Here is a 25,501-nt window from a genome sequence, read left to right as displayed (position 1 = left end):
TTAAGAGAGCGGTCCGGAAAATGTTCGCAAGGGCTGCCAATGCTCAGCCGCGCGCGCCGCCCGGATATTCGTGTGAACATCGTCCCCGGCGGCGCTGAAAGTTGCTGTGATCGTTCTGAACGATCAGATTACGGTTTCTACGGGAATATGCAGGGCGGCGGCAACACGCCTGATGCGGAGCGGATCGCTGTCCGTGCCGTCTTCCAGGGCGCGAATTTCGCTGGTTGTCAGGCCGCAGGTTATTGCAAGCTGCTCGACGGTATAACCGGCGAGATTGCGAGCGGTCAGAACCTTTCTGGCAAAAGGAGCATCTGTTTCTTGATCTGAATCGGGTTGTGAGACTGAAATTGTCATTTGCATCTCCCTCATGATGGACACTTTAATGCGGGCGGCAGAAAAAAGTTGCCGGACCGAATGCGACCGCGTTGCCGGAGAATAAGTTGGTGCTGCAACGCAGCGAGGAACATAGACGCTTCGTCCACCTACGCAATAGTTAAATTTTGTTACGATTCGTGATCGCCGCATTCCCGAGGCATTTTTCAGTTATGAAAAGGGGCGGATAAAACGTGTGTTTGCCGTGTCACGCAGGCCTTTAAGGGTGGCTGGCTTACAGCATGCCCCAGGCGCGGAAACGGCCGCGGCCGGTAACTTCCCGCAATTCCAGCTGATTGGCGAGCCCGATTGCGCCCTGTGGCGTGGTGCCGAGTTCCTTGACGATCATCGCCGCCGAGACCACCGGCCGGGAGACCACAAGCTCCACCAGTTCGGGCAGACGCGAGGAAGATCGCCGGCCGGCCAGCTTGCGCATCATGCGCTCGCGCGCATGGGTCAGCCTGTCATGTTCCTTCATGCTGGCGAATGCTGCTTCATAAAAGCTGTCGAGAAGGGCGAGGAGGCGCTGCGTCTGGTTTCTGGCGTGCCGCCGCTCGCGTGGAACGGCGCGAAGGCCGGCGCTGAGCGCCGGCAGATGATCGGGAGAGACAGCTCCGTCGCGCAGAAAAGCCGCCGCCAGCAGCCTGCCCAGCCATGGACTGCGCTGCAGGACCTCGATCATGTTCCAGGCATCCAGCAGGATTGCGGTGCGCAGGATCGTCGGCAGTTCCTCCGTCTGGCTGTGGACCTGCCGCCATTCCTTCAGCCTTTCCTCCTCATCCCAGTCGGGATCGTTGACCATCGGATGGGCCTCTTCCCTATGTGCCGCAGGCGCAAGCGTCGTGCCGGCGGTGATGGCGTTCAGCGTTGCGGCGCTTCGCGCCAGCAACGCGTCCAGCTCAGAAAAAGCCCCGTCCAGCGGCGTCTCTCCATCCGTTTCCGCCTCTTCGCTGTTGGATTGAGCGACCGCTTTACTCGCAAATGCCGTCTCGTCGGCGGCAATTGCCATCTTGCCGCGCAGGCGGGAAAGACCCTGCGCAGTGAAGGCCCAGCCGGTCGCATTGGAAAAGATCAATCGCCTCGAGCGCAGGATGCGGTGCGCCGCCGTCATCTCGTGGGTTGGCGCCCGCACGTCCATATGGGCGTCATGCAGAACAAGATCTTCCATATGGACGAGTTCGCCATCCACCCACATGGATGAAATGGCATCGGTAAAATCCTGTCTTTCGATGAAGCCCTGTTTCATCGGCGAGCGGCTGATCCGCTCGTCCAGCCGCGCCAGTGCCTCGCCCGCGCGGGCGGCGGGTATGAGAAGCTTTTCGATCTGGACGTCGGATATATCGTAAATCATTGATATTTTTTAGTTTGAGCAAAGGCGGGTGACAAGATCGATAACAGGTCTCTGGTTTTGCTGTCGCGGCATCGGTTTTAAAACATGCCGAACTTCACAGTACCCGAACACCAAAAATCGCGATAATATCCACCCCTATCGTCATTACGCCCGTCATATTGCGATGCGGCATAAGCTTGCGCATTGCAATATGACGGGTATATACCCCCACCGAGAGCGACAAATTATCACACCTTCCTTTCGCCCTTCCATCTCCCAGACGAAGATGAATTGGAGTTAAACCGTGAATATTATGGCAAATGGTCCTGCCACGGCACCGGACCAGAAAACCCGTTTGAAATCCATTATCGGCGGATCTGCTGGCAACCTCGTTGAATGGTACGACTGGTACGTCTATTCGGCCTTCACCCTTTATTTCGCGCCGGTGTTTTTCCCTTCCGGAAACCAGACTGCCGAATTGTTGAGCGCAGCTGCCGTTTTTGCCGTCGGATTTCTGATGCGCCCCATCGGCGCATGGTTCATGGGAACCTATGCCGACCGCAAGGGCCGCAAGGCCGGCCTGACACTGTCGGTCACGCTGATGTGTCTCGGCTCGCTGCTGATTGCCATCACCCCCGGCCATGACGCGATCGGCATCGCAGCCCCTGCCATTCTGGTTTTCGCCCGCCTTCTGCAGGGCATCAGCGTCGGCGGCGAATATGGCGCGAGCGCGACTTACCTCAGTGAAATGGCCGGCAAGAACCGCCGAGGCTTCTTCTCCAGCTTTCAGTATGTGACGCTGATTTCCGGTCAGCTTCTGGCGCTGGCGGTGCTTCTGGTGCTGCAGCGGGTTTTGACTCCGGAACAGCTCAGCGCCTGGGGCTGGCGCATCCCCTTCTTCATCGGTGGCCTTCTTGCGATTGCGGTGTTTTATATCCGTCGTGGTCTTGTCGAGACGCAGTCCTTCGAAAATGCCAAGGCGGGTGAGGCGGACAAGCCGAAATCCAGCGGATGGGCGCTGTTCAAGCACTATCCGAGGGAAGCGATGATGGTCATGGCGCTGACATCAGGCGGCACGCTCGCCTTTTACGCCTACACGACCTATCTGCAGAAATTCCTCGTCAATACGTCCGGCTTCAGCAAGGAAAGTGCGACCGAAATCACCACGGCAGCCCTCTTCGTCTTCATGCTGTGCCAGCCGATCGCCGGTGCGCTCTCCGACAAGGTCGGCCGCAAGCCGCTGATGGTGGGCTTCGGCATTCTCGGCACGCTGTTCACCTATCTGATCTTCAGCACGCTGGCGACGACGACCGATCCGATCATGGCTTTCGCTCTCGTTCTGGTCGGCCTGTTGATCGTCACCGGCTACACCTCCATCAATGCCGTGGTGAAGGCGGAGATGTTCCCCGCCCATATCCGCGCGCTCGGTGTGGCTTTGCCCTATGCGTTGGCGAACACCATATTTGGTGGAACGGCGGAATTCGTGGCGCTGAAGTTCAAGCAGATCGGCCACGAAAACTGGTTCTTCTGGTATGTGACGATCATGATCGCGCTGTCGCTGGTGGTTTATGTGAAGATGCGCGATACGCGCGATCACAGCCATATCCACGAGGATTGAGCCGCTGTAATCCAGACGAAAAAAGCCCCGCCAATCCTGGCGGGGCTTTTTGTTTTCAGCGCATTCAGGCGGCTTCGACCGGAAGAACGATGCGGGCTTCGAACCCGTCCTGTCTGCCCGGTGCCGGAGAGGAGAGCACCAGCTCTCCGCCCGTTTGCTCCACCAGGCTCTTGACGATGGCAAGGCCAAGCCCGGTGCCATCCGCTTTGGTCGGGCCTCGGGCAAAACGTGTCGTCAGTTTCGGCAGCAGCGCCCTGTCGATTGCCGGTCCGGAATTGATGACGCGGATTGTCCCGTCCTCTTCGGCGAATATCTGTACCGGGCTTCCCGCCGGGCTGTGGATCAGGGCGTTTTCCAGAAGGTTGCGGATGATGATGCCGAAGCCATCCGCGCCGATCTTGCAATTCATGCCGCCTTCGCAGCGATTGGTGAAGCGAATGCGGGATGTGCCGATCGCCGTCCTGCTCATGTCGTCGATGACGAGTTCGAGCACGGGGATAAGATCGCTCGTGGTGTCGGTCACGCCGATCCTTGCTTCGGCGCGTGACATCTGAAGAAGTTTTTCGGCAAGATGGCCGAGGTGCTGCAGGGATTTTTCGATATTTTCCACGCGCGGGGCAAGTTCCGGTGGAATATCGGCACGCAACCGCTGCGCCTGCGCCAGCGCCCCGGCAATGGGGGTGCGCAATTCATGGGCGCTGTTGGCGGTAAATTCCCGCTCCGCCTCGATTGCCGATCGCAGCCGTCCGAGAAGGAGATTGACCGAACGGGCGATGGGATGGAGTTCGGCCGGAAAGGGCTGTGTTTCCAGCGGTGCAAGATTGCCGCCGTCCTTTCTGCCGATCTCGTCGCGAAGGGTCTGTATCGGCTGCAGGGTTCTGCGCACGACGACGATGACGGCGAAGATGCTGGCGGGGATGAGGATGAGGACGGGCAGCAAGAGCGCGCTGCCGGCTTCTTCTATCGCCTCGCGCCTGTTGGCAAAGGCATCGGCGACCTGAAGGAAATATTCCCCGTCCGGCGTCGCCACCGTATAGATGCGCTGCGTGGCCGTTTCGGAAAAGCCGGGTTCGAGCGAGGCCTCGAAAGGCTCCGTCGAACTGTCATGCGAATGCAGCACGACCTGTCCTTCCGGGTCGCGCACTTGATAGGTGAGATATTCGGCACCTTCCGCCGAGGGGTTGAGCTTTCGCGAGGCGGGGGCCGTGTTGTTTTCCCTGAGGTCGTCGGCCAGAAGCGGCAGCAGCCTTTCGGCCGTTTCCTGCACGCCTGCATCGAAAATTTCGGCGAACTCGTCCTGCATCACCATGACGCCCAGCCCGCAGGCAAGAAGCCAGGATATGGCAACGACGCTGGTCAGCGCCGTCACGAGCTTGCGGGTCATGCTGGTCGGTCTGGCCATCTATGCCTACTTGTAATTCTGTCTATCTGCCATTCTGTCTATCTGATCGTGTAGCCGACACCGCGCACGGTCTCGACGCGGTCATGACCGATTTTCTTGCGCAGCCGGCTGATATAGACCTCGACCGTGTTGCTTTCTATTTCGGCGCCGAATTCGTAAAGCGTGTCATGCAGCTGCGCTTTCGAGACGACGGCGCCGGGGTACTCGACCAGTTTTTCGAGAACCGCCCATTCCCGGGCGCTGAGCGTCTGCGCCGTTCCATCGACGGTGATATTGCGCGCCACCTGGTTGATTTCGATGCCGGGCAGGCGAATGACCGGGGCCGAGCGGCCTTCGTAACGCCGCGAGACCGCCAGCATGCGCGCCGAAAGCTCGTTGAGATCGAAGGGTTTGACCAGATAGTCGTCGGCGCCGGCATTCAGTCCGGCAATCCGGTCCGACACCTGGTCGTGCGCCGTCAGAATGATCACCGGCGTCGCATCGTCGCGGTTGCGCAGGTCCTGCAAAAGGGTGATACCCTCGCCGTCGGGTAAGCGCATGTCGAGCAGGATCAGGCCATAGGCCATCGTCCGCGTCGCTGCCGTTGCGTCGCCCAGCGTCTTGAACCAGTCGACAGCGTGTCCCGCCGCCGCCACATGGTCTCTCAGCGCCTCTCCCAGAACATGATCGTCTTCAACAAGCAGAACCCGCAAGACAGCTCCTTTATCGCGTCGTCCTGCGTATCGCTTTCACGGGATATGCGTCAAGCACTGTCTGTTCAGCTGCTCTGACGCTGGGTGCAACCACCGAAGACGTCCAGCGAGGGATCGTAGACGGAGGTGGAGACGTTCATCATGCCAAGGATGCTGTGGAAATAATTGTCGTGGGAGCGTCCGCCCTGGGCTGCGCTCTTTGCAAGGCAGGCACGGTCAAGGCCCATGGATTTGGCAAAATCATCGTCGAACCAGACGAGGAAGGGCACGTGGGTCTGCTGGTCAGGCGCCAGGAGATAGGGCGCGCCGTGCAGATAGACGCCGTTTTCGCCAAGCGATTCACCATGGTCCGAGGCGTAGATCATGCCGGTTGCCAGCTTGTCGGAGCGCGCTTTCAGCTTGTCGATCACGGTCGAAAGGAAATGGTCGGTGTAGAGAAGCGTGTTGTCGTAGGAATTGACGATCTCGGCGTCGGTGCAATTGCCAAGTTCGGCGGTCCGGCAGTCAGGGGTGAATTTCCGGAATTCGTCAATGTAGCGAAGATAGTAGGTCGGCCCGTGGCTGCCCATCTGGTGCAGTACGATGACGCTGTCCTTCGTGACGTTGTTAAGCCAGGCGTCGAGCTTGTCGAAGAAGATGTCGTCGCGGCATTCTCCGCCGGTGCAGAAGCGGCTGTCGTTCGTAGACGGCAGGTCGAAATAGGGAATGCGGTCGGCGACGTTCTTGCTGCCGGTATTGTTGTCCAGCCATGTCGCACTGACACCGGCGTGGACGAGGACGTCCATGACGTTTTCGTTGGCGAGCGCCTTGCTATGGCTGTATTCCGAACGCGGGAACTTCGAGAACATGCAGGGAATGGACATCGCCGTTGCGGTGCCGCAGCTGGTGGTATTCGGGAAATAGATCACGTCGCGTTTGGCAAGTTCCGGATTGGTATCGCGGCCATAACCGTTGAGCGCAAAGTTTGCGGCACGCGCGGTCTCGCCCGCCACGATGACGGTGATGCGCGGCTTGTGGACGCCGCCTGCTGCTGGAAGAACCTTCGCATCCTTGCCGATGGGGCTGACCTGTATGTCCGCTTCTTTTCCGGCCTGCGTGAAATAATGAACGGTGGACATGATCGGCGACAGGGGATTGACGCTTTTGACGATGTCCTTGTGCTGGCGAATGGCGGTGGTGAAAGTCTTGGAATTCGCAAAGCTGATGATACCGACGATGGTGAGGCAGATCAGGATGCTGATGGTGTTCCACAGAAGCTTTTCGAGGATCGGACGATGCCTGACGCGGACGGCGACGATGACGAGCGACGGTGCCAGCCCGTAGATGGCGAGATGCCAGAAAAGGCCAGGTGTCATCAGATTGCCCGCTTCCGCCGGCGTCGTTTCCATGGCGTTGCGGATCATGTCGCTGTCGATGACGATGCCGTAGCGGTCAATGAACCAGGAGGACGCTGCCGCCGCGAAGACAAGGAAGATCAGGAATGGCTTGATGAGGTATTTGGCGGAAAAAATCGTGATGAGGGCGCCAAAAAGTGCGGCCATCGCAACATAAAGTGAGACGATGGCGACAGGATAGGCGGAAAGATAGGTGTGAACCTTCGACCACAAGGTCTGGTTGGTGAAAAACAGCAGATAGGCAGCCGTCAGCAGGCTGAGCGGCACGCTGCCGATTTCCGGACGATAAGTTTCAGTTCCTGTCGCTTTCGCGGTAAAAAGAGCCACTGTCAGTTCCACCAGATCCATATGTGCCGGTGGGAGCGAGGAACATGCGGGAACACCCGTATTCCAGCTGCCACATCGGCCGATTGATGGCGGATGCGTCATTTAGCTGACATCAACCTGAAAGCTTTGTCATGAAAGTGTCACACTTTGCGGTGTCACCCCGGGATGACAGCATTTCAAATCAATGGTCAGATAGCGGCATGATATCATTTAATTCAGCCCGACGATGCCCGTTGCGGTGGTGCGCGTTAAAAATACCCGCGTTGCCCGAACCGGCAGCAGGCTGCCCGCGGGCAGGTTCTGGAAGGTCACCGTCGCCCCGGAAAGCAGGGTGAGGCACAGCTGCCCGCCATTGCCGACATAAATAGCGCGTGTCGGGGAAGGAAGCAGGTTCGTATCATCCGGAACGATGTCGAAACCGTGGGACGCCGGTGATTCCAGGCCGGCGGCATAGTGTGTGTAAATCTCAGCCATTGCTGTCTCCCGTAAAACAAATCCGCCCTGATTATGCAGCCATGCGGGCGGGTGGGGAAAAGCGGGGACGTTGGATGCCTTGCGGCGTTTCGATGCCGCACCCGTCTTGTACGGGGAGGCGGATATTATGCGTGTCTTCTCACGCGATTGGCCGCTCCGGCCATATCGTCACCCGCATAGGCCAAATTGGCGGTCAGGGATTTTCATCCACGGGATCGCGAAGCGGCTAGATATTCGCCACCTGGGCGGGTGCTTCGCGCCTCAGTTCCTGGTGTGAAGAATGAAGGCTCTGACGGCGGGAGAGGCTTCCGTCTTCCGGTGGGCGATGGCGAGGTCCGAGGTTGCCGAGCTTGCCGCAAGCGGTACATAACGCACGCCCGGAAGCCGCAGGCAATCGAGCGAGCGGGGCACCAGCGCAACGCCGAGGCCGATGGCCACCATGCTGGCAATGGTGGTGTAGTCCCGGCCCTCCGGGCTGATGACGGGCTTGAACCCTGCTTCGTTGCAGGCCTCGATCGTATTGTAGTGAAAGCCGACATCCGGTGGCTGACGCGGGGTGATGAAGGTTTCTGCGGCGAGGTTCTTGAGATCGATCTGCAAAGCAAAGGCCAGCGGATGATTTTCCGGCAGCGCGGCCATCAGCGGTTCGCGCAGGACCACATGCATCGCAACGCCTTCCGGGATGGGCGCGGGCGGGCGGATGAAGGCGAAATCCAGATTGCCGTCGGCGATCTTGGCCAATTGCAGCCGCATCTCCATTTCGATGAGCTGCAATTCCACATCGGGATGGGAGGCGCGGAAACTGGCGATCGACTGAATGAGCAGCCCGGAATAGGCGGCGGACGCCACATAGCCGATGGAGATGCGGCCGGTTTCCCCACGGTCGACGCGCTTCAGCGCCGCAAGCGTCGCTTCGGCATTGGCAAGGATTTTGCGGGCGTCCTCATAGAGAAGCTGGCCGGGGGTGGTCAGTTTCACTGACCGGCGCGTCCGGTCCAAGAGCGGCATGCCGACAATATCCTCAAGCGCCATGATCTGCTGGCTCAGCCCCGGCTGGGCGATGCCGAGGCGGGCGGCCGCTCGTTCGAAATTGCGTTCATCCACCAGCACGGTGAAATAGCGCAGATGTCGCAATTCGAATGTTTCCGCCCGGCTTGCCGGTTTCCTGCCCATCTTCATGGCCTTTTTAGCAGATTTGAATAATTCCAAGCTATTATCGGGCGGCATTTTCATAATCAATACTTCTGAAAAAAACCGGCTTCGCTTATTGGATCAAAATCTACACCTTGCGTAATAAGATGAGTTAAATTCTCCAGAAAAATATCCGCCTTGTGGCGGCGCGGGTTGATAAAGGGTCTTGGCGGTGCAGGGAAAAACCAAACACATTTCCATTCTGGCGGGCGGTTGCGCCGCCATTGCCTATGTGGCGTTTTTGTCCCCGGGCATCGCCCTTGCGCAGGAGGTCGGCACCACGGTGCTGCAGACCATTACCGTGGACGGCGTAAAAAAGCAGGATCCCAAGGCCCCGGTGAAGGGCTATGTGGCGAAAACCAGCGCCAGCGCCACCAAGACGGGCAGGTCCCTGATCGAGACACCGCAGTCGGTTTCCGTTGTCACCAAAGACCAGATGGATGCACAGGACGTCCGCAATCTCAGCGAGGCGCTGAATTATGTTCCCGGCGTCGTTGCGCAGCCGTCAGGTCCCGATCCGCGTTTCGATGCGCCGCGTATTCGAGGGTTTGCAGGAAACCAGCTGCAATTTCTCAACGGCCTTCGGCTGATGCGCACGGCGGGTGCGCCCTCGTACGAGGTCTACGGCCTGGAGCGTGTGGAGGTCATTCGCGGGCCGGCTTCCGTGCTTTATGGCCAGGGCAATCCCGGCGGCCTCATCAATCTCATCAGCAAGCGGCCAACCTTCGAGCGTTTCGGCGAAGTGGGCGCGCAGATCGGCAGCTTCGACTATTACCAGTCGATGTTCGATATTGGCGGGCCGGTGGCGGATAGTGACAGCCTTGCCTATCGCCTGACCGGGGTTGCCCGCAACGCCCACGCCCAGACGGACAATCTGCAGAACGACCGTTATTTCATCGCGCCGGCACTCACATGGCAACCCGATGAAGACACGAAGCTGACGGTCCTTGCTTCCTATCAGCATGACAATCCGAGCTCGCCCTCCGGCCTTCCGCCGGCGCTCACCTTTTCCCGCCCGGGCAACATGCTGGACCGCAGCTTTTATGTCGGTGATCCATCGTTCGATACGTCAAACCGCAAGTTCACCAATATTGGCTACGAATTCGAGCACCGTTTCGACGAGACCTTCACCTTCCGGCAGAATGTGCGTTATTCCAATTTCGACTGGTCCTACCGGGCGCTTGGCATGTCCTCGACCAATAGCGGCATGATCGGCAATCTCATCCGCCGCAATGCGACGTTCCAGGACGAGCTGCTGAACACATTCAACATCGACAACAGCCTCCAGGCCGATTTTTCGACGGGTCCGGTTGATCATACCCTGCTTGTTGGGCTGGATTATCGCTATTTCGACAATAACGTAAAAACAGAATTCTGGGCGGCAACGCCGCTTGATCCCGTCAATCCGGTCTATGGCAGGCCGATCAGCCTGACCTCGCGCACGCTTTATGCCGATGTGAAAACCGACATATCCCAGATCGGCCTTTATGCGCAGGACGAGATTTCCTACGAAAACTGGCGGGTTACGGCCGGCCTGCGGCAGGATTGGGCCAGCACCAGCGGCACCACCTTCAACGGCACCACCTATCGTTCGCTCGACAAGGATGACCACAAGCTCACAGGCCGCGTCGGCGTCAGCTATCTCTTCGATGGCGGCATTGCGCCTTATGTCAGTTACGCGACCTCCTTCGAACCGGTGCCGCAGCCGGCTGTCGGCGATGCGCCGAAGCCCACCACCGGCGAACAGTGGGAAGCGGGCATCAAATATCAGCCCGAAGGCTTTGACGGTTTCTTCTCGGCGGCGATCTACGATCTGAAGCAGAAGAACGTGACAACGACTGTCGGCGGCGTGACGCAGCAGATGGACGAGGCGCATGTGAAGGGCGTCGAGCTTGAAGGTGTCGCAAGCCTGGCCGATGGGCTCGACCTGCGTGCGGCCTATACCTACATGGACAGCGAAGTTTCCGGCCGCGTGAACAACGGCAGGGAGCTGGACAATACGCCGCGCCATTCCGCCAGCCTATGGCTCGATTATACCTTCGCGGAGGATACAGCGCTTGAGGGCTTCGGCATCGGTGGCGGTGTTCGCTATGTCGGCGAGCGATACGGCGATGCCGCCAATGCCTTTGAAATGAAGGGGCTTACCCTTCTCGATCTCGGCGTTCATTACGAGAAAAACGGCTACCGCGCCTCGCTTCTCGTGCAAAACTTGACTGATAAAGAATATATTTCTAGTTGCTCCACTTTCGGATGCTATTACGGTGATGGAAGAACCGTTATGGGCAAGCTGACCTACCGGTGGTGACCCACATCAAGTGAAGCAGCAGGGGCATGAAGCGTAAGGATCGATGGATGTCGCCCCTCTGGGGGCGGCGGGAATTTTTGGGCCTGCTTGCCGCTTCCGCGCTTGCTGGCAAGGCGCGGGCGGAGGTGACGCCGCGCATCGCCGCAATCGACTGGGCCATGCTGGAAACATCCGTGGCGCTCGGCGTCATGCCGGTTGCCGCAACGGAACTCATCCAGTTCAGGGCAGGTGCCGTCGAACCTGAAATTCCGGAAACCGTTGCCGATCTTGGTCTGAGGGGTGCGCCGAATTTCGAACTGCTGCAGCTCACCCGACCGAACCTCATTCTCATTTCGCCTTTCTACACGCGCTACACCGGTCGGCTGGAGGCCATAGCGCCGGTGTTTTCGCTGCCTTTCTACGTAAAAGGCGAGCCGCCGTTTGAAAAGGCGCTGGCCGCTGTCTCGGCACTCGGCGAAAAGCTCGGGCGGACTGAAGAGGCGCGAAAGGTTCTGGAAGAAACGAACCATGCGCTGCAAGCCATGCGGACGCGTCTCGAAGCCTTTGCGGCAAGGCCGACCTATGTGATCAATATCGGCGACTCCAGGCATTTCCGGGCGTTTGGCGCAGACAGCATGTTCGGTGATGTCCTTGGCCGGCTGGGGCTGAGCAATGCCTGGGCGAACCGTTCGCAATTCACCTTCGCAGCGCCTGTCCCGCTCGAAAATCTTGCCGGCTCACCCGATGCCCGCATCGTCATCGTCTCGGATATTCCAGTCGAGGCCCGCGAGAGCCTGCGCAACAGCGCCATCTGGCGCGCGCTTCCAGCCGTGCGGGAAAATCGCGTGGTGACGCTCGGCAATGTGGCCCCCTATGGCGGCATCACGGCGGCCATGCGTTTTGCAAGGCTTCTGACCGAGGCCCTGACGACGCGGGGAGAAGCACTGTGACAGCACGGCCTCTCCAGTTTCTCTTCGGGATCGTCTTTCTTCTGGCCTGTGGTCTTTCCCTGCATGCCGGGCTGTTGCGGCTGCCCTTTGGTGCATGGCCGGGCCTGCCATTCGATGCCGCGACCATGTCGATGGATCAGGTCATTTTCGCCTTCAGCCTGATGCCGCGTGTGGCGGTCGCCATTCTGGCGGGCGCGATGCTGGGATTGTCGGGCGCGCTTTTCCAACAAGTGCTGCGCAATCCGATCGCCGATCCTTCCACGCTCGGCATCTCCGCCGGCGCCCAGTTGGCAATCGTCATCGCAACCCTGTTCTTTCCCTCGGTGCTGGATGGCAACCGCGCATTGGTGGCGCTTGGCGGTGGTGCCGCTGCGGCCTGTGTGGTGTTTCTTCTCGGCTGGCGGCGCTCCTTCGAGCCGGTGACCATGGTGGTGTCAGGGCTTCTGGTCGGCATCACTGCTGCCTCCGTTTCCGCCGCGTTGACGCTTGCGCAGGGCGAATATCTGATGTCGCTCGTCGTCTGGAACGGCGGTTCGCTCAGCCAGCAGGACTGGTCGAATGCGTTTCTGCTTGCCGCTCAACTTCTCGCGGGCCTTGTTCTCACCGGGCTGCTGATAAGGCCACTGACGGTTCTCGGCCTTGGTGATTCCGGTGCGCGTTCGCTTGGCGTCTCGCTGTTTTCAATCAGGCTGGCGGTGGCCGCCGTCGCGGTCATGCTGGCGGCCTTCGTTGCTGCTGCGGTCGGCCTTGTCAGTTTTATCGGCCTTGCAGCACCTGCGCTTACCCGGGCGCTCGGCGTGCGTCGGGCATCCTCCGTACTGTTCGTTTCGCCGCTTCTGGGCGGTCTGCTGCTCTGGTGCTGCGATGGTCTCGTGCAGCTTCTGGCGAGTACGACGGCTGAAGTTTTCCCGACTGGTGCGGTGACCGCTCTTATCGGCGGACCGCTGCTTCTGTGGCTGCTGCCGAAAATCCGGCCGACCGATGTGCATCGCGCCGAAGGTGTGGACCCTGCGACAAGACGCCGGCTTGCGACCCTTCTGCCAGTGCTTGTCATCATGGCCGGGCTGGTTTTTGCCGCACTCGCCATCGGCAAGGGGCCGGAGGGTTGGACAGTGCTGCAAGCCGGTGATCTACAAAGTCTTCTGCCCTTCCGCTGGCCGCGGCTGGTGGCGGCTTGCGCTGCCGGCGGTCTTCTGGCGATGGCAGGCGCGCTTCTGCAGCGGCTCACCGGCAATCCCATGGCAAGTCCGGAAGTGATCGGCGTCAGCGGTGGCGCGGGTCTCGGTTTTGCCGCCGCCATCACGCTTTTTCCGGCGGCGGGTCTGTTCGAGCTGTTTTGCGGTGCAGGCATCGGCTCGGCCGCCGTCATGATCCTCGTTCTGTTCTTTTCCGTGCGCCGGCATTTGGCGCCGGAAAAAATCCTGCTCGCCGGCATCGCCATCAGTTCGCTCTGCTCGGCGGTACTTTCGGCACTGCTTGCCATTGGCGATCAGCGGGCCTGGCAAATTCTCTCATGGCTCAGCGGCTCTGGTTCGACGGCGACGCCCGCTTCAGCAATCTTTCTTGCGGTGCTTTCCGTCGTGCTGTTTGCCGCGGCTTTGTCGGTAACGCGCTGGCTGACGATCCTCCCGCTTGGACGGGATGTGCCGCTCTCCCTCGGTCTGCCGCTCGGCGCGGCGCGCATCGCCGTCATAGCCGTCGCCGGCATTGCCACCGGGGCCGCCTCACTGCTTGTCGGTCCGCTGAGTTTCGTCGGGTTGATGGCGCCGCACATCGCGCTTCGCGCCGGTTTCACCACGCCGCGCGACCACCTGTTCGCTTCGTTCCTGTTCGGTGCGGTGCTGATGGCGCTTTCCGATCTCGGGGCGCGATCCGGGACATTTCCCTATGAGCTGCCGCTGGGTCTCTTTGCGGCGCTCGCCGGTGCGCCTTACCTGATCTGGCTTTCAGGCAGGCGAGGATGATTATTTTGAATGACTTCTGGAGATGACATCCATGGCCCAGGCAACGCTTGCCGCCGATTATGACGATGTTCCGCTTTTTTCGCTGGAAAAAGTGACGATGGAAGTGCCGGGCAGGACATTGCTGCAGCCGTTGACCGCAAGCTTTGCCACCGGCAAGACCATCGGGCTGATCGGCCATAATGGTTCGGGAAAATCGACGCTGCTCAAAATCCTTGCGCGTATCCAGGAGCCAACAGCAGGCAAGGTGTCGTTCGAGGGACAGTCGCTGGGGAGTTGGGGCAATCGCGAATTTGCGCGAAAGCTCGGCTATCTGCCGCAATATACGCCGGCCGCCTCGGGCATGCTGGCCAGGGAACTGGTGGCGCTCGGTCGTTATCCCTGGCACGGCGCGCTTGGCCAGTTCACCAAGGCGGATCAGGAGAAGGTGGATGAAGCCATCGAACTGACCGACACCGTGGCCTTCAGGGACCGGCTGGTGGACACGCTTTCCGGTGGTGAGCGCCAGCGCGTGTGGCTCGCCATGCTGGTTGCCCAGAACGCCGAAAGCCTGCTTCTGGACGAACCCATTTCGGCGCTCGACATGGCGCACCAGCTCGAGGTTCTTTCTCTGGTGCAGAGACTGTCGCGGGAAAAGGGTTTAGGCGTCATCGTGGTTCTGCATGATGTCAACATGGCGGCGCGGTTCTGCGATGAGATCGTCGCACTGCATTCCGGCCATCTGATCGCAAGGGGAACGCCGAAGGACATCATGACACCGGAAACGCTGGAGCGAATCTATGGCGTGCGCATGGATGTCATGACGCATGCCGCCACCGGCTTTCCAGTCGCCCTGCCGCTTTAAGCTTGTTGCAGCAAAACAACGCGCGGAAGCGCTTGCTGTTGACAGCAATTCGCCGGGCATTTTTCGCCCTAACAATGTCTTAATGGCATCCTACCGCCAACAGACATTGTTAACTGTTTTGCTTTCCTTGCCCCCAATTAAGTTGTTTTGGATCGATTCTGGGGAACAAACGTTAACAGTGCGGAATTCAATATCCGGAGAGGGCAAGAAGGGCTGCTGCGGGTAGGAATGAAACAGGAGAAAATCAGATGAAAAAGGCTGTTGCCGTAACTTTTGCCGCATTGACGATGGGCCTCGGCGGAACCGTTTCCGCACTCGCTGCCGACCTTGCAAGATATGAGCCGGCTCCGCAGGAGCAGGACGACCGCAACGGCGTCAAGATCGGTTATCTCACCTGCGATATCGGCGGTGGCGTCGGTTACGTGATCGGCTCGGCCAAGGAACTGGATTGCACGTTCCAGTCCACCATGGGCGCGCGCCGCACCGACCATTACACCGGCGCGATCCGCAAGATGGGCGTTGACCTTGGCTTCACCACGCAGGGCCGTCTGGTCTGGGCCGTTTTCGCCCCGACAGCGGGTTACCATCGCGGTTCGCTCGGCGGCCTTTATCAGGGCGCAACGGCTGAAGTGACTGTCGGTCTCGGCGTTGGCACCAACGTTCTCGTTGGAGGCACTTCGGGCTCGATCCAGCTTCAGACGGTCAGCGTGACGGGTCAGGTTGGCCTCAACCTCGCAGCGACCGGTACGTCCGTGACGCTCACGGCCATGAACTAATCGGCAAGCGCGCCCGGTGTATTGCACCGGGCATTCTGTCGCATGTCAAAAAGCGCCCTCTTCGTTGTCAGACGGGGAGGGCGTTGTATTATGCAGGTCATGACGATCCCGGCACCCAGATCCCTCCCGGCTTTATTGGCTTTTTTCCTCTGTCTTTCTTCGACGGCCTTTGCCGAAGGCGATGCGGCACACGGGGAAAAGGTGTTCAGCCGTTGCTCCACCTGTCACAGCGTTGACGCACCGCGTACCCGCATGGGCCCGCATCTGATGGGCGTGGTGGGCAGGCCCATGGCTGGAGTAACGGATTACGGCCATTATTCGCAGGCGCTGAAAGATGCCGGTGCGGCGGGCCGGGTCTGGACGGAAGAGGAACTGCAAAAATTCATAGCCAGCCCGAAGAAGGCAATGCCGGGGACCTCGATGCGCTTTTTCGGGCTTTGGAGCGAAACGGATATCGACGATCTGATTGCGTATCTGAAAACGCATCCGATGCCGCAATAACCTTCAGAGCGGCGCATCCGCAAGAATCTCTTCGGCATCCTCCACCGTCATCGCCATGACCTTTGAGCCAATCTCGAAGCCGAAACCGTTGCGGGCGAAGGCGGAAAACTCCTTCGATTTGCGTTTTTCATCGAGTTCGACACGGCGAAAGGGTCCGAAGGCACGTTTGCGCGCAAAGATGACGGCCGCAACCAGATCGTTGGTTTCCTCAAGCGCGACTGCTGCCGTTTCCCGGTCGATACCCTTGATCTGAAGTTTTTGCGCAAGGCCGCGTTTCGACTTACCGCTGCGCTGGCCGCTTCGCACGGCAATTTCGGCGTAAGCCGTGTCGTCGAGCGCCTTGATGCCATAAGCGAAAGTCACGGCAAACTCGCCGAGCGCCTTTACCTGTGCGGTGCTGATATCCTCGAATTTTTCCCGCGCCTTGCGCGTGATGGCGTCGCGCAGCTGCTTTTCCGTCATCATGCGCTGTTCCAGCCGGTAGAGCGCGGAATTGCGCGCCCATGACAGCATCCGGCTGGTCGGTTCGGTGGCCTGCGTTTCGCCATCCAGGGCCATGTCGTCGGTCAGGAAGGGGCTGGAATCGTCGTTCATTCCGCTTTTATAGCGCGGTAAACGTGTCTTGCCAGTTCCTTCCCACCGAATGAACTTCGGTTTTCAACGCCTCACGGCGTCTGCGCACCGGTTGCGGCGACATAGACCGAATAGAGCGATTTCGTTGCGGTGATGAACAGGCGGTTCTTCTTCGGGCCGCCGAAGGTGAGGTTTGCGACCGTCTGCGGCACCTTGATCTTGCCGAGCAGCGTACCATCCGGTGAGAAGCAGTGAACACCATCACCGGCACTGGTCCAGAGGTTGCCCGCCGTATCCAGACGGAAACCGTCCGGCAAACCATTGTCGAGATTGCAGAATTCCCTGCCATTGGCGAGCTTCACGCCATCCACCACATCGAAGACGCGGATATGGCGCCGGCGGGACACATCATGGCTGTAGGAGCTGTCGGCAACATAGAGCTTGGTTTCATCCGGCGAGAATGCAAGACCGTTCGGCTGCACGAAGTCGTCGATGGCGATCGTGATCTCGCCGGTTGCGGGATCGAGCCGGTAGACGTTGCGCGTCTTCTGCTCGGGGTCCGCCTTGTAGCCCTCGTAATCGGAAAGAATGCCGTAGGTGGGGTCGGTGAACCAGACGCTGCCATCGGATTTCACCACCACGTCATTGGGCGAGTTCAACCGCTTCCCGCCGTAGCTGTCGGCAAGAACGGTGATCGAGCCGTCGACTTCGGTGCGGGTGACGCGGCGGCCGCCATGTTCGCAGGAAACCAGTCGTCCCTGCCGGTCGCGGGTGTTGCCATTGGTGAAGTTGGAGGGGTGGCGGAACACCGAGACCCCACCATCCGGCACCCAACGCAGCATGCGCTCATTGGGAATATCGCTGAACAGCAGGCAGTTCAGATCGGCAAACCACACCGGGCCTTCGGCCCAGCGGCAGCCGGAGTAAAGCTCTTCCAGTTCCGCATTGCCGACGATCAGAAGGCGGAAGCGGTCATCGTGGATTTCGTAAGGGGAGGCGTTGTCTGTTGTCATGAGCGTGGTCCGCTTGAGGGCTTGTCGTTATGGGTTCAGCGCGTGGCCTTGGGGCCGCTTGCCAGAAGAATGACGGAGATGATGATGAGGCCGGTGAGGATGAGGCGGATGCCCGCGCCGAAACCATAGGTGTTCAGCATCGAAACCACCAGGAACATGAAGAGCGAGGCACCCCATATGCCGGGGACGTTGGAATCACCACCCGCCACCGCCGTGCCGCCGATTACCACCACGGCGATGGACATCAGCAGATATTCCGATCCCATGTTGAGCGCAGCACCTCCGGAGAAGCTGGCGAGCAGATAACCGGCAATCGCCGCCAGAACCGCGCAGAGCACGTAGGTGACGAAACGTGTTCCATCCACGGGAATGCCGGTCATGCGGGCTGCGAACGTGCTCTGGCCGATGGCGGAAATCCACCGCCCGTAAAAGGTCCGGTCGAGCAGCAGCCAGGCGATGACCGAGAGAAGCAGCGCGACAAGCGCCACGTTCGGAATGCCGAAAGAACTGGACGTGGCGAAAGTGGCCAGTGTTTCCGGCGGCTTGATGCGCAGGCCGCGGTTGGACCAGATGGCGATGGATTGCACGATGAAGCTCATGGAAAGCGTCGCGATGATCGGCGGAATGCGTAAGAGCTTGATCAGCGCATAATTGCCGATGCCGATGGCGACGCCGATCAGAATGGCGATCAGCAATCCCGGCAGGATGAGACCATCGGACACATCCATGAATTTGAGCGCCAGCGTGCCTGACAGCGTCATCGTTGCGGGAACGCAGAGGTCGATATTACCAGGACCGAGCGTGATGACGAACATTTGGCCGATGCCGACGATCACGGAAAAGGCCGCGAAGGTCAGGGCTGCGTGCGACAGGCCGAAGGAGCTGGCGCCGCCGGTGAACATGACGGTAACGATCCAGACCGCAGCCGTTGCGGCGAACGACCATATCCATGGTTTTTTCGAGAGAGACGAAAGCCCGTTCATTGGTTTTTCTCCCGCTTTTCGAGACGGTTGAGCAGGATGCGCAGCGCCAGCACGATGATGAGGATCGCCCCTTGCGCGCCGATCTGCCAGTCCGGCGAAATGCGCATGAAGGACAGGAAGGAACCGGCAAGGGTGAGCGTCAGCGCGCCGATGACGGCGCCGATGGGCGAAACCCGGCCGCCGACGAATTCACCGCCGCCGAGGATGACGCCGGCAATCGACAGCAGCGTGTAGCGAAGCGCGATATTGGCGTCGGCCGACGTCGTCAGCCCGACAAGTGCGATACCCGACAGCACCGCGAAGAAACCGGCGAGCGCAAAGGTGGCGGCGCGGATACCGACGACCGACCAGCCGGAGCGCTCGACCGAGCGGAAGTTGCCGCCAACGCCACGCATCAGCACACCGAAGGAGGAGCGCATGACGATATAGTGGGCGACGACCGCAATCAGGATACTGGCGATGATGGCGATCGGCACGAGCGGCGGTTTTGCCGTCATCAGCGCCCGGATGAAGGCAGGGGCCTGTCCGCCGGGCGAGGGGAGGATGAGGACGGCAAGACCGCCCCAGACGAAACTCATGCCAAGCGTGACGACGATGGACGGCAGGGCGCGGATATGGATGATGGCGCCAAGGGCCGCATAAACCGCAATCGCCCCGGCAAAAATCGCGATCCCCAGCATCGGCGTGGTTTGCAGGAAGGTGGCGGTGACGCAGGCGCAGAAACTGACGAAGGTGCCCATCGACAGATCGAGATCGTTGACCGACATGATCAGCATCTGCGCAATGGTGGCGAGCGCGATCGGCACTGCCAGATTGAACAGCAGGTTGAGGCCGGTATAACTCATGGCGCGCGGCTGCATGTAGAAGACGGCGGCGAGCAGGAAGGCGAGCGAGGCGGCGGGAATGATGAGGCGAAGGGCGCTGGCGGAGAGTTTCATGCGTGGTCCTCTCCGGAAAAGGAGGCTGCCAGCACATTCTGCTCGGTGATGTCCTCGCCCACCAGTTCCGCTTGGATAGCGCCTTCACGGAAAACATAGACGCGGTCGCAAAGGCGGATTTCATCCATCTCGGTCGAGTACCAGATGAAGGTGCGGCCATGGGAGGCTTCGGTTCTCAATATATCGTAGACCTCCTGTTTGGTGCCGATATCGACGCCACGCATCGGGTCGTCCATCAAAACGGTGCTGGCCGTGGTGGCAAGCGCGCGGGCGAACAGAACCTTCTGCTGGTTGCCGCCGGACAGCGAAAGGATTTTGTTGCCCATGTCGGGCGTGCGGATTTCGATGCGCTTTTTCCATTGCGCGCCAAGTTCGGTTTCCTTGCCCCTGTCCACCATGCCTGCGGCTGAAATATCCCTGAGCGAGGCGATGGACAGGTTTTTGAGGATGCTCCACAGCGGGAAGGTGCCATTCAGGCTGCGATCACCTGCGACAAAGGCGATATCGGTGTTGCGTGCGGGCAGCCAGCTGCTGTTGCGGGCAAGATAAAGATCAAGAAGCGCTTCGGTCTGGCCGTGGCCGCCAAGACCGGCAAGGCCGATGATTTCACCGCGAAATGCCTCGAAGGCGAGGCCTTCGCCCCTGCGGGCCGGCATGGAAAGCACCTTCTCGCCGGCCTTGCGGCTTTCTCCCCCGCGACTGTCCTGTTCCTTGACGACGCTGCCCATCGCCTCCACCAGCGTTCGCGTCGTGAAGTCCGCAGCCGCCCGATCGGCGACCACGCGGCCGTCCTTCATCACCACGATGCGGGTTGCTGTCGAAAGAATTTCGCCGAGAATATGCGAGATCAGCAGAACGGAGCCGCCCGTGCGCACGAAACTGCGGACATAATCCATCAATTGCTCGGCAAGACCGGCATCAAGCGACGACGTCGGCTCGTCGAGGATCACCAGTCTCGGCGCTTCGGGTGTCCGGCAGAAATTGATGGCGATTTCCACCATCTGCCGCTCGGCGATGGAAAGTTCGGCAACCGTCAGCTCGCAATCAATGCCGTGGCCCGGAAAAATCTCGTCAAGCGTGTGCCGGATCATGGTGAGCGCACGTCCGCGCCAATTCCGCCCGCTGATTGCGGCATGCATGATGCGGACATTTTCGCTTATCGTCAGGTTGGGGCAGAGCGACAATTCCTGAAACACGCAGCGAACGCCGCTGGCGCGTGCGGCCGCGATGCCGTGGCGGCTCTGATCGCCGCGATAGGAAATGGAGCCCTCATGTGGTGTCAGTCCGCCATTGATGACGTTGACGATGGTGGATTTGCCCGCGCCATTATGGCCCACCAGCCCGAGGCATTCCCCCGAGCGGATGATGAGATCGGCCCCGTCAAGCGCTCTCACTGCGCCGAACACGACCTTCACGCCGCGCGCGGCGACGACTTCTTCCGCCTCGATGATGTCATTCATGAGCAATTACGCCAGTGATGTGAAAAAGTGATCTGAAAATCGGATAATGTGTGGCTATCGCGGCGCCCGTTCCGTGAGCGCCGCAATAGTCAGGCTCTGGGCTGATCCGGCCTATTTGGCCGACGCGATGGCCTTCTGCGCGTCTTCCTGCGAATATTCCACATTCGCTACGCCGCCCTTCTGGGTCGTCTTCAGGTTTTCCTCAAGGTTGCCCTGGTCGATGCGCAGGAAAGGCACGGTCAGGTCCTTCTTCACGTCCTTGCCGTCGAGGATCTGCTGCGCCACCCAGAAAGCGAGCGTCGAGACGCCGGGAGCGATGGAGACGGACATGGTCTCGTAACCGCTTGCGTCCTTCTGCTGTTTCCACCATTGCAGCTCGTCTTCACGGTTACCCATGACGATGGTGGGTGTCGGGCGCTTGGCGGCGGCGAAAGCCTGTGCCGCGCCGTAACCATCGCCGCCCTGCGTCACGACGGCCGCGACTTCCGGAAGGCTCGGCAGAATGCCGGCGACGGCGCGCTGCGCGACGTCCTGCGCCCAGTCGCCATTGACGGAACCGACGATCTTGAACTGCGGGTTCTTGGCGACGCCGGCGGCGATGCCGGCGTGGATTTCATCATCCACTGAAACGCCCGCAAGGCCACGTATTTCAAGCAGGTTTCCACCCTTCGGCATGGCCTTGGCGAGATAGTCGATCTGGCTTTCGCCCATCGCCTTGAAATCGACCGCGATGCGCCATGCGCAGGGCTCGGTGACGATGCCGTCGAAGGACACGACGGTGATGCCGGCATCACAGGCTTCCTTCACCGCGCCGTTGAGGGCGGTGGGTGAAGCGGCATTGATGACGATCGCGTCATAACCCTGAAGAATGAGGTTCTGGATTTGCGCGGCCTGTTCGGTCGCCTGGTTTTCGGCTGTGGTGAAGGCGTCGGCGCTTGCGACCTGCTTGTCGGCAACCGCCTGTTTGGTGATCTTGTCCCAGCTCGTCAGCATCGCCTGACGCCAGGAATTGCCTGCGTAATTGTTCGAAAGCGCGATTTTTTTGGCCGACGTATCGGCATGAGCGGTGATCGGCAAAGCTGCGCATGCGACAGCGGCCGACGCCAGAAGCATCTTCCTGATAGCCATTGATTTCCTCCCTGGTGGCTTGCCCTTTTCGAGCCCGGAAACACCTGTCTGTCGCAATCTCCTCGGCGGCAGACGGAATTCCTTTGCACTGGAGCTCCTTTCCCCAGTACAAGCGAGAATGACCAAGAAGGTTTGGCTTGTACAGGCGGATCACGGCAATCTTCCTGCGGGTTTCCGCAGAAAGCATGCGGGAACCCGCAGGACGAAATGGCCTTGCCGGGCGCAGAATGGTAATGCGGCGTTCTGATATGTCGAAACTGCGCCGCCAGAGGTCGACAAGGCAGACGCTTGGGAGGGCGTCCGCACATGCTGGATACGCCGAAAAGCGCTCTTTTCCACCATTATATGGGTATTTCGCGGCTGCTCGCCGGGCAGCTAGAATTTAATGCCATCATCCAGGCGGTCGCAACCGAGATCAGCCATATCATCCCGCATGATCATATGGATGTCTGCATCAAGCAGCTGGATGACAAATATCACATCGCCTATGAGAGCGGTCTCGTCAGCGCCTGGAGCCGGCAGCCGCCCGCCCTTCTGACCGGCAGCCCGATCCGTTCGCTGCTGTCAGGCGAGGTCGAGTATCTTTTGAGCGGCGACGCCTGTTCCGATCCGCGCTTTCATTTCGAAGGGTCGTTTTCAAGCCCGATCATCGAACTCAACCTGCATAGCCGCCTGCATGTGCCGATGAAGGTGCATGGCGATATCATCGGCGCGCTGAGTTGCTCCTCCCACCAGTCGGATGCCTATACGATGGAGGATGTGGCGAATGCCCGCGCGGTCGCCGATCTGCTGGCGCCCTATTTCTACGCCATCCGCGCCGCCGAGCAGGCCAAACGCTCCGCCATCGAGGAAGCGCGCGCCAATGCCCGCGAAGAGAGGTTGCGTCTCGGCGCGCTGCAATTGACAGAGGCGCTGGAAGCCGAGCGGCAGCGGATCGGCATGGATCTGCACGACCAGACGCTGGCGGACCTGACGCGGCTAGCGCGGCGCATCGAGCGCATGAGTCATACCCCCGACCTGTCAGGCGAGATGCTGGAGCCGGTGGTGCGCAGCCTGCAGCATTGCATGCAGGATCTGCGCGAGATCATCGAGGAGGCGAAACCCTCGATCCTGCAATTGTTCGGCGTCGTTGAGGCTATCGAGACCTATGTGGACCGTTCCGTGCGCGATAGCGGATCGGCAATCGACTGGTCGGTGACGGATGAGACGGACGGGCTGGTGGAAAGGCTGGACAAGACGGTGGCCATCTCGCTGTTCCGCATCGTGCAGGAGGCGGTGAACAATGCCATTCGCCATGCCCAGCCCGAAATGATTGCCGTGAAACTGACCGCAATAGACGGTGGCTTGCGGGTGACGGTCAGCGATGACGGCAGCGGCGGCGGCGAAGGCGGGGCCTCCGGTGGCCTCGGCATCGGCAATATGAAGACGCGGGCGCGGCTGATTTCAGCCAGATTCGATATTGGCGGCAATGGCACGGGAGCGGGAACCCGCATCACCGTCACATTGCCGGAAGATGCTTTCGACCGGCGGGAGGACCTGTGACATGGATGTGCTGATCGTCGAGGACGATGCGCTGCACCGTGCCTATCTGAATGAGGCGGTGCGAGCCGCCCTGCCGGAATGCGACAAGGTTCTTGAGGCGTCAAACGGCAGAACCGGCGAAAAGCTGGCGCGGGAAAATCGCGCCGCCCATATCGTCATGGATTTACAGATGAACGAGCGCAACGGCATAGAGGCGGCGCGCACCATCTGGAAGGAGCGGCCGGACACCCGCATCCTGTTCTGGTCAAACTATTCCGACGAGGCCTATGTGCGTGGGGTCTCCCGTATCGTGCCGGAAGGCGCCGCCTATGGCTACGTGCTGAAATCAGCCTCCGACGACCGGTTGCGGCTGGCGCTGCGCAGCATCTTCATCGAGGCGCAATGCGTGATCGACCGTGAAGTGCGCGGCCTTCAGGAAAAGAGCCTCGGCAAGGCGCATGGCTTTACCGATTCCGAATATGAAATCCTTGTCGATGTCGCGCTTGGCCTCACCGACAAGGCGATTGCGCGCCGCCGCAACCTGTCGCTACGCAGCGTGCAGAACCGTCTGCAAAGCCTGTATGAGAAGCTCAATGTGCATCAGGCGGCCGGCGATGACGAGGCGGAAGGTCGCTATAATCTGCGGACCCGTGCCGTCACCGTTGCCTTCCTGCGAAAGCTTTTGAACTATAGCGCTCTCGAAAGGGCCGAGCGGGAACTGGCGGAATGGGCGGGAAGCCGCTGATCGTCAGGGCAGGAAGGCAAGCAGCCGTCTTTCATCGGCCCTGAGGCCGGAAACGGGTTTTGCCCCAACCTTCAGGATGCGGCCAAGCTTCTTCTGCGCCTTCTCCTCCGTCGCGATATCGAGAACGGCAGGGTGGACGTAGCTCTTGCGGCAGATGGCGGGCGTATTGGAAAGCTCGATCGCCGCTGCCTGGCACATGCCCTTGATGCTGGGTTTTTCACCGGCTGCCACATGCTCCATCGCATGGCAGAAGGCGGCCAGGGTGCCGCCCCAGGTGCGGAAGGTCTTGGCGGAGATGCCCTGACCGCCAATGCGGGAAAGATAGGCGTTGAGATCGCTTGAATCGACGGAGTGCACCCGGTTTTCGCTGTCCTGCCAGACAAACAGCTCCTTGCCCGGCAGATCGGCGATTTCTTCGAGGATTTTCTGAAGGCGGGGGTGGCGCAGCTGGCGCTTCACCTTTTGCCCGCCCTTTGCGGCAAACCGCAGCTCGATGGTTTCACCGAAGGAGACGTGCCGCTTGAGCAAGGTGGTTGCGCCATAGGTGCCGTTGGTTTCGAGATAGGAGCGGTTGCCGACGCGCAGATAGGCTGCATCAAGAAGCAGTGTAAGGGCGGCCAGCGTCATCTCCTGCCCATGATCCTGCCTTTCAATATCGGCAATGGCACGACGGCGGATGGCGGGCAGCGCCTTGCCGAAGCTTTTCAGCTGAAAGAATTTCGTCTCGCCCCGCATGGCGTGCCAGTCGGGATGGTAACGATATTGCTTTCGCCCGCGCGCATCGAAGCCCGTGGCCTGCAAATGCCCGGCGGGATCGATACATATCCAGACGTCTCTATAGGCAGGTGGTACGCCGAGCGACTTGATGCGCTTCAGTTCAACGCTATCCGACAGGAGTTCGCCACCCGGCAGCCTGTAACAGAAACCGCGCCCGCGCTTTTCTCGGGCTATCCCCGGTTCCTGATCGTTGACATAGGCAAGTCCGATTTTGGCAAGAAGGCGGGTGGTTGGTTGTGGCATCGTT

The 25,501-nt window shown here is 60.1% G+C and carries 23 protein-coding genes; 9 read left to right on the top strand and 14 right to left on the bottom strand.

Annotated elements, in window-relative coordinates:
* Positions 1-123 precede the first annotated feature (123 nt).
* Together OK142_RS17130 and OK142_RS17125 are read right to left on the bottom strand one after the other, a co-directional pair.
* Positions 124-354 carry a helix-turn-helix domain-containing protein gene (locus OK142_RS17130; protein ID WP_035223798.1) on the bottom strand — a complete coding sequence of 77 codons (231 nt, stop codon included), beginning with the start codon at positions 352-354 and terminating at the stop codon, positions 124-126.
* Positions 355-607: 253 nt separating this feature from the next.
* Positions 608-1,723, bottom strand: a complete 1,116-nt coding sequence (locus OK142_RS17125; protein WP_498684104.1) for an RHE_PE00001 family protein — start codon at positions 1,721-1,723, stop codon at positions 608-610.
* A gap of 292 nt (positions 1,724-2,015) precedes the next feature.
* Between OK142_RS17125 and OK142_RS17120 the strand changes: the two genes are divergently transcribed.
* Complete coding sequence (locus OK142_RS17120; RefSeq protein ID WP_003498264.1) at positions 2,016-3,320, top strand: MFS transporter; 1,305 nt, start codon at positions 2,016-2,018, stop codon at positions 3,318-3,320.
* A 64-nt stretch (positions 3,321-3,384) separates the two neighbouring features.
* Here the strand turns inward: OK142_RS17120 and OK142_RS17115 are convergent, their stop codons facing one another.
* The 5 genes from OK142_RS17115 to OK142_RS17095 all read right to left on the bottom strand — a co-directional run bounded on the left by OK142_RS17115 (position 3,385) and on the right by OK142_RS17095 (position 8,782).
* The gene (locus OK142_RS17115) at positions 3,385-4,722 is read right to left on the bottom strand and encodes a sensor histidine kinase (RefSeq protein ID WP_498684102.1); all 1,338 of its coding nucleotides are present in this window, start codon (positions 4,720-4,722) and stop codon (positions 3,385-3,387) included.
* Between the two features lie 38 nt (positions 4,723-4,760).
* Positions 4,761-5,414: a response regulator gene (locus OK142_RS17110; RefSeq protein WP_003498266.1), complete on the bottom strand. Its 654-nt coding sequence runs from the start codon at positions 5,412-5,414 to the stop codon at positions 4,761-4,763.
* Between the two features lie 65 nt (positions 5,415-5,479).
* Entirely contained in the window at positions 5,480-7,147 is a 1,668-nt protein-coding gene (locus OK142_RS17105) for a phosphoethanolamine transferase (RefSeq protein WP_498684100.1), read from the bottom strand.
* A 198-nt stretch (positions 7,148-7,345) separates the two neighbouring features.
* Positions 7,346-7,609: a spike base protein, RCAP_Rcc01079 family gene (locus tag OK142_RS17100; protein WP_003498271.1), complete on the bottom strand. Its 264-nt coding sequence runs from the start codon at positions 7,607-7,609 to the stop codon at positions 7,346-7,348.
* A gap of 261 nt (positions 7,610-7,870) precedes the next feature.
* A complete protein-coding gene (locus OK142_RS17095; protein ID WP_137039380.1) occupies positions 7,871-8,782 on the bottom strand; it encodes a LysR family transcriptional regulator in 912 nt (303 codons plus the stop codon).
* A gap of 190 nt (positions 8,783-8,972) precedes the next feature.
* Between OK142_RS17095 and OK142_RS17090 the strand changes: the two genes are divergently transcribed.
* From OK142_RS17090 to OK142_RS17065, 6 genes are all read left to right on the top strand, one after another.
* A complete protein-coding gene (locus OK142_RS17090) occupies positions 8,973-11,105 on the top strand; it encodes a TonB-dependent siderophore receptor (protein WP_498684098.1) in 2,133 nt (710 codons plus the stop codon).
* A gap of 26 nt (positions 11,106-11,131) precedes the next feature.
* Positions 11,132-12,034, top strand: coding sequence for an iron-siderophore ABC transporter substrate-binding protein (locus tag OK142_RS17085; protein WP_498684097.1), 903 nt, complete (start codon positions 11,132-11,134; stop codon positions 12,032-12,034).
* Entirely contained in the window at positions 12,031-13,998 is a 1,968-nt protein-coding gene (gene fhuB, locus OK142_RS17080) for a Fe(3+)-hydroxamate ABC transporter permease FhuB (protein ID WP_498684095.1), read from the top strand. The genes OK142_RS17085 and fhuB overlap by 4 nt, the downstream gene beginning before the upstream one ends.
* 31 nt (positions 13,999-14,029) lie before the next feature.
* A complete protein-coding gene (locus tag OK142_RS17075; RefSeq protein WP_498684093.1) occupies positions 14,030-14,839 on the top strand; it encodes an ATP-binding cassette domain-containing protein in 810 nt (269 codons plus the stop codon).
* A gap of 248 nt (positions 14,840-15,087) precedes the next feature.
* Positions 15,088-15,615, top strand: coding sequence for a DUF992 domain-containing protein (locus OK142_RS17070; protein ID WP_003498285.1), 528 nt, complete (start codon positions 15,088-15,090; stop codon positions 15,613-15,615).
* A 90-nt stretch (positions 15,616-15,705) separates the two neighbouring features.
* On the top strand, positions 15,706-16,116 hold the full coding sequence (locus OK142_RS17065) for a c-type cytochrome (protein WP_035242995.1): 411 nt from the start codon (positions 15,706-15,708) through the stop codon (positions 16,114-16,116).
* Positions 16,117-16,119: 3 nt separating this feature from the next.
* Here OK142_RS17065 and recX read toward each other — a convergent pair whose 3' ends face one another.
* From recX to OK142_RS17035, 6 genes are all read right to left on the bottom strand, one after another.
* Positions 16,120-16,710, bottom strand: a complete 591-nt coding sequence (recX, locus tag OK142_RS17060) for a recombination regulator RecX (protein ID WP_137039385.1) — start codon at positions 16,708-16,710, stop codon at positions 16,120-16,122.
* 71 nt (positions 16,711-16,781) lie between these two features.
* Entirely contained in the window at positions 16,782-17,702 is a 921-nt protein-coding gene (locus tag OK142_RS17055; protein ID WP_498684088.1) for an SMP-30/gluconolactonase/LRE family protein, read from the bottom strand.
* Positions 17,703-17,737: 35 nt separating this feature from the next.
* Positions 17,738-18,685, bottom strand: a complete 948-nt coding sequence (locus OK142_RS17050; protein ID WP_498684085.1) for an ABC transporter permease — start codon at positions 18,683-18,685, stop codon at positions 17,738-17,740.
* A complete protein-coding gene (locus tag OK142_RS17045; RefSeq protein ID WP_498684082.1) occupies positions 18,682-19,623 on the bottom strand; it encodes an ABC transporter permease in 942 nt (313 codons plus the stop codon). Before OK142_RS17045 ends, OK142_RS17050 begins: the two co-directional genes overlap by 4 nt.
* Entirely contained in the window at positions 19,620-21,083 is a 1,464-nt protein-coding gene (locus tag OK142_RS17040; RefSeq protein ID WP_498684081.1) for an ATP-binding cassette domain-containing protein, read from the bottom strand. The genes OK142_RS17045 and OK142_RS17040 overlap by 4 nt, the downstream gene beginning before the upstream one ends.
* 111 nt (positions 21,084-21,194) lie before the next feature.
* Complete coding sequence (locus OK142_RS17035) at positions 21,195-22,211, bottom strand: ABC transporter substrate-binding protein (protein ID WP_498684079.1); 1,017 nt, start codon at positions 22,209-22,211, stop codon at positions 21,195-21,197.
* A gap of 306 nt (positions 22,212-22,517) precedes the next feature.
* Between OK142_RS17035 and OK142_RS17030 the strand changes: the two genes are divergently transcribed.
* Entirely contained in the window at positions 22,518-23,753 is a 1,236-nt protein-coding gene (locus tag OK142_RS17030; protein ID WP_498684076.1) for a GAF domain-containing sensor histidine kinase, read from the top strand.
* 1 nt (position 23,754) lies between these two features.
* Positions 23,755-24,477, top strand: coding sequence for a response regulator transcription factor (locus OK142_RS17025; RefSeq protein ID WP_082185132.1), 723 nt, complete (start codon positions 23,755-23,757; stop codon positions 24,475-24,477).
* 3 nt (positions 24,478-24,480) lie between these two features.
* Here OK142_RS17025 and OK142_RS17020 read toward each other — a convergent pair whose 3' ends face one another.
* The gene (locus OK142_RS17020; RefSeq protein ID WP_003498307.1) at positions 24,481-25,497 is read right to left on the bottom strand and encodes a DNA topoisomerase IB; all 1,017 of its coding nucleotides are present in this window, start codon (positions 25,495-25,497) and stop codon (positions 24,481-24,483) included.
* Positions 25,498-25,501 lie beyond the last annotated feature (4 nt).

It is taken from the genome of Agrobacterium sp. BT-220-3 (assembly GCF_025910175.1).
Taxonomy (GTDB): domain Bacteria; phylum Pseudomonadota; class Alphaproteobacteria; order Rhizobiales; family Rhizobiaceae; genus Agrobacterium; species Agrobacterium oryzihabitans.
The sequence above is the reverse complement of the archived record's forward strand: the minus strand, read 5'-3'. Positions and strand labels throughout refer to the sequence as shown.

Coding starts and splice junctions, on each gene's coding strand:
- OK142_RS17130 (WP_035223798.1), bottom strand. CDS start 354: ATGACAATTTCAGTCTCACAACCCGATTCAGATCAAGAAACAGATGCT.
- OK142_RS17075 (WP_498684093.1), top strand. CDS start 14,030: ATGGCCCAGGCAACGCTTGCCGCCGATTATGACGATGTTCCGCTTTTT.
- OK142_RS17025 (WP_082185132.1), top strand. CDS start 23,755: ATGGATGTGCTGATCGTCGAGGACGATGCGCTGCACCGTGCCTATCTG.
- OK142_RS17095 (WP_137039380.1), bottom strand. CDS start 8,782: ATGGGCAGGAAACCGGCAAGCCGGGCGGAAACATTCGAATTGCGACAT.
- recX (WP_137039385.1), bottom strand. CDS start 16,710: ATGAACGACGATTCCAGCCCCTTCCTGACCGACGACATGGCCCTGGAT.
- OK142_RS17065 (WP_035242995.1), top strand. CDS start 15,706: ATGCAGGTCATGACGATCCCGGCACCCAGATCCCTCCCGGCTTTATTG.
- OK142_RS17045 (WP_498684082.1), bottom strand. CDS start 19,623: ATGAAACTCTCCGCCAGCGCCCTTCGCCTCATCATTCCCGCCGCCTCG.
- OK142_RS17115 (WP_498684102.1), bottom strand. CDS start 4,722: ATGGCCAGACCGACCAGCATGACCCGCAAGCTCGTGACGGCGCTGACC.
- OK142_RS17125 (WP_498684104.1), bottom strand. CDS start 1,723: ATGATTTACGATATATCCGACGTCCAGATCGAAAAGCTTCTCATACCC.
- OK142_RS17070 (WP_003498285.1), top strand. CDS start 15,088: ATGAAAAAGGCTGTTGCCGTAACTTTTGCCGCATTGACGATGGGCCTC.
- OK142_RS17100 (WP_003498271.1), bottom strand. CDS start 7,609: ATGGCTGAGATTTACACACACTATGCCGCCGGCCTGGAATCACCGGCG.
- OK142_RS17085 (WP_498684097.1), top strand. CDS start 11,132: ATGAAGCGTAAGGATCGATGGATGTCGCCCCTCTGGGGGCGGCGGGAA.
- OK142_RS17035 (WP_498684079.1), bottom strand. CDS start 22,211: ATGGCTATCAGGAAGATGCTTCTGGCGTCGGCCGCTGTCGCATGCGCA.
- OK142_RS17040 (WP_498684081.1), bottom strand. CDS start 21,083: ATGAATGACATCATCGAGGCGGAAGAAGTCGTCGCCGCGCGCGGCGTG.
- OK142_RS17055 (WP_498684088.1), bottom strand. CDS start 17,702: ATGACAACAGACAACGCCTCCCCTTACGAAATCCACGATGACCGCTTC.
- OK142_RS17120 (WP_003498264.1), top strand. CDS start 2,016: ATGGCAAATGGTCCTGCCACGGCACCGGACCAGAAAACCCGTTTGAAA.
- OK142_RS17050 (WP_498684085.1), bottom strand. CDS start 18,685: ATGAACGGGCTTTCGTCTCTCTCGAAAAAACCATGGATATGGTCGTTC.
- OK142_RS17020 (WP_003498307.1), bottom strand. CDS start 25,497: ATGCCACAACCAACCACCCGCCTTCTTGCCAAAATCGGACTTGCCTAT.
- OK142_RS17030 (WP_498684076.1), top strand. CDS start 22,518: ATGCTGGATACGCCGAAAAGCGCTCTTTTCCACCATTATATGGGTATT.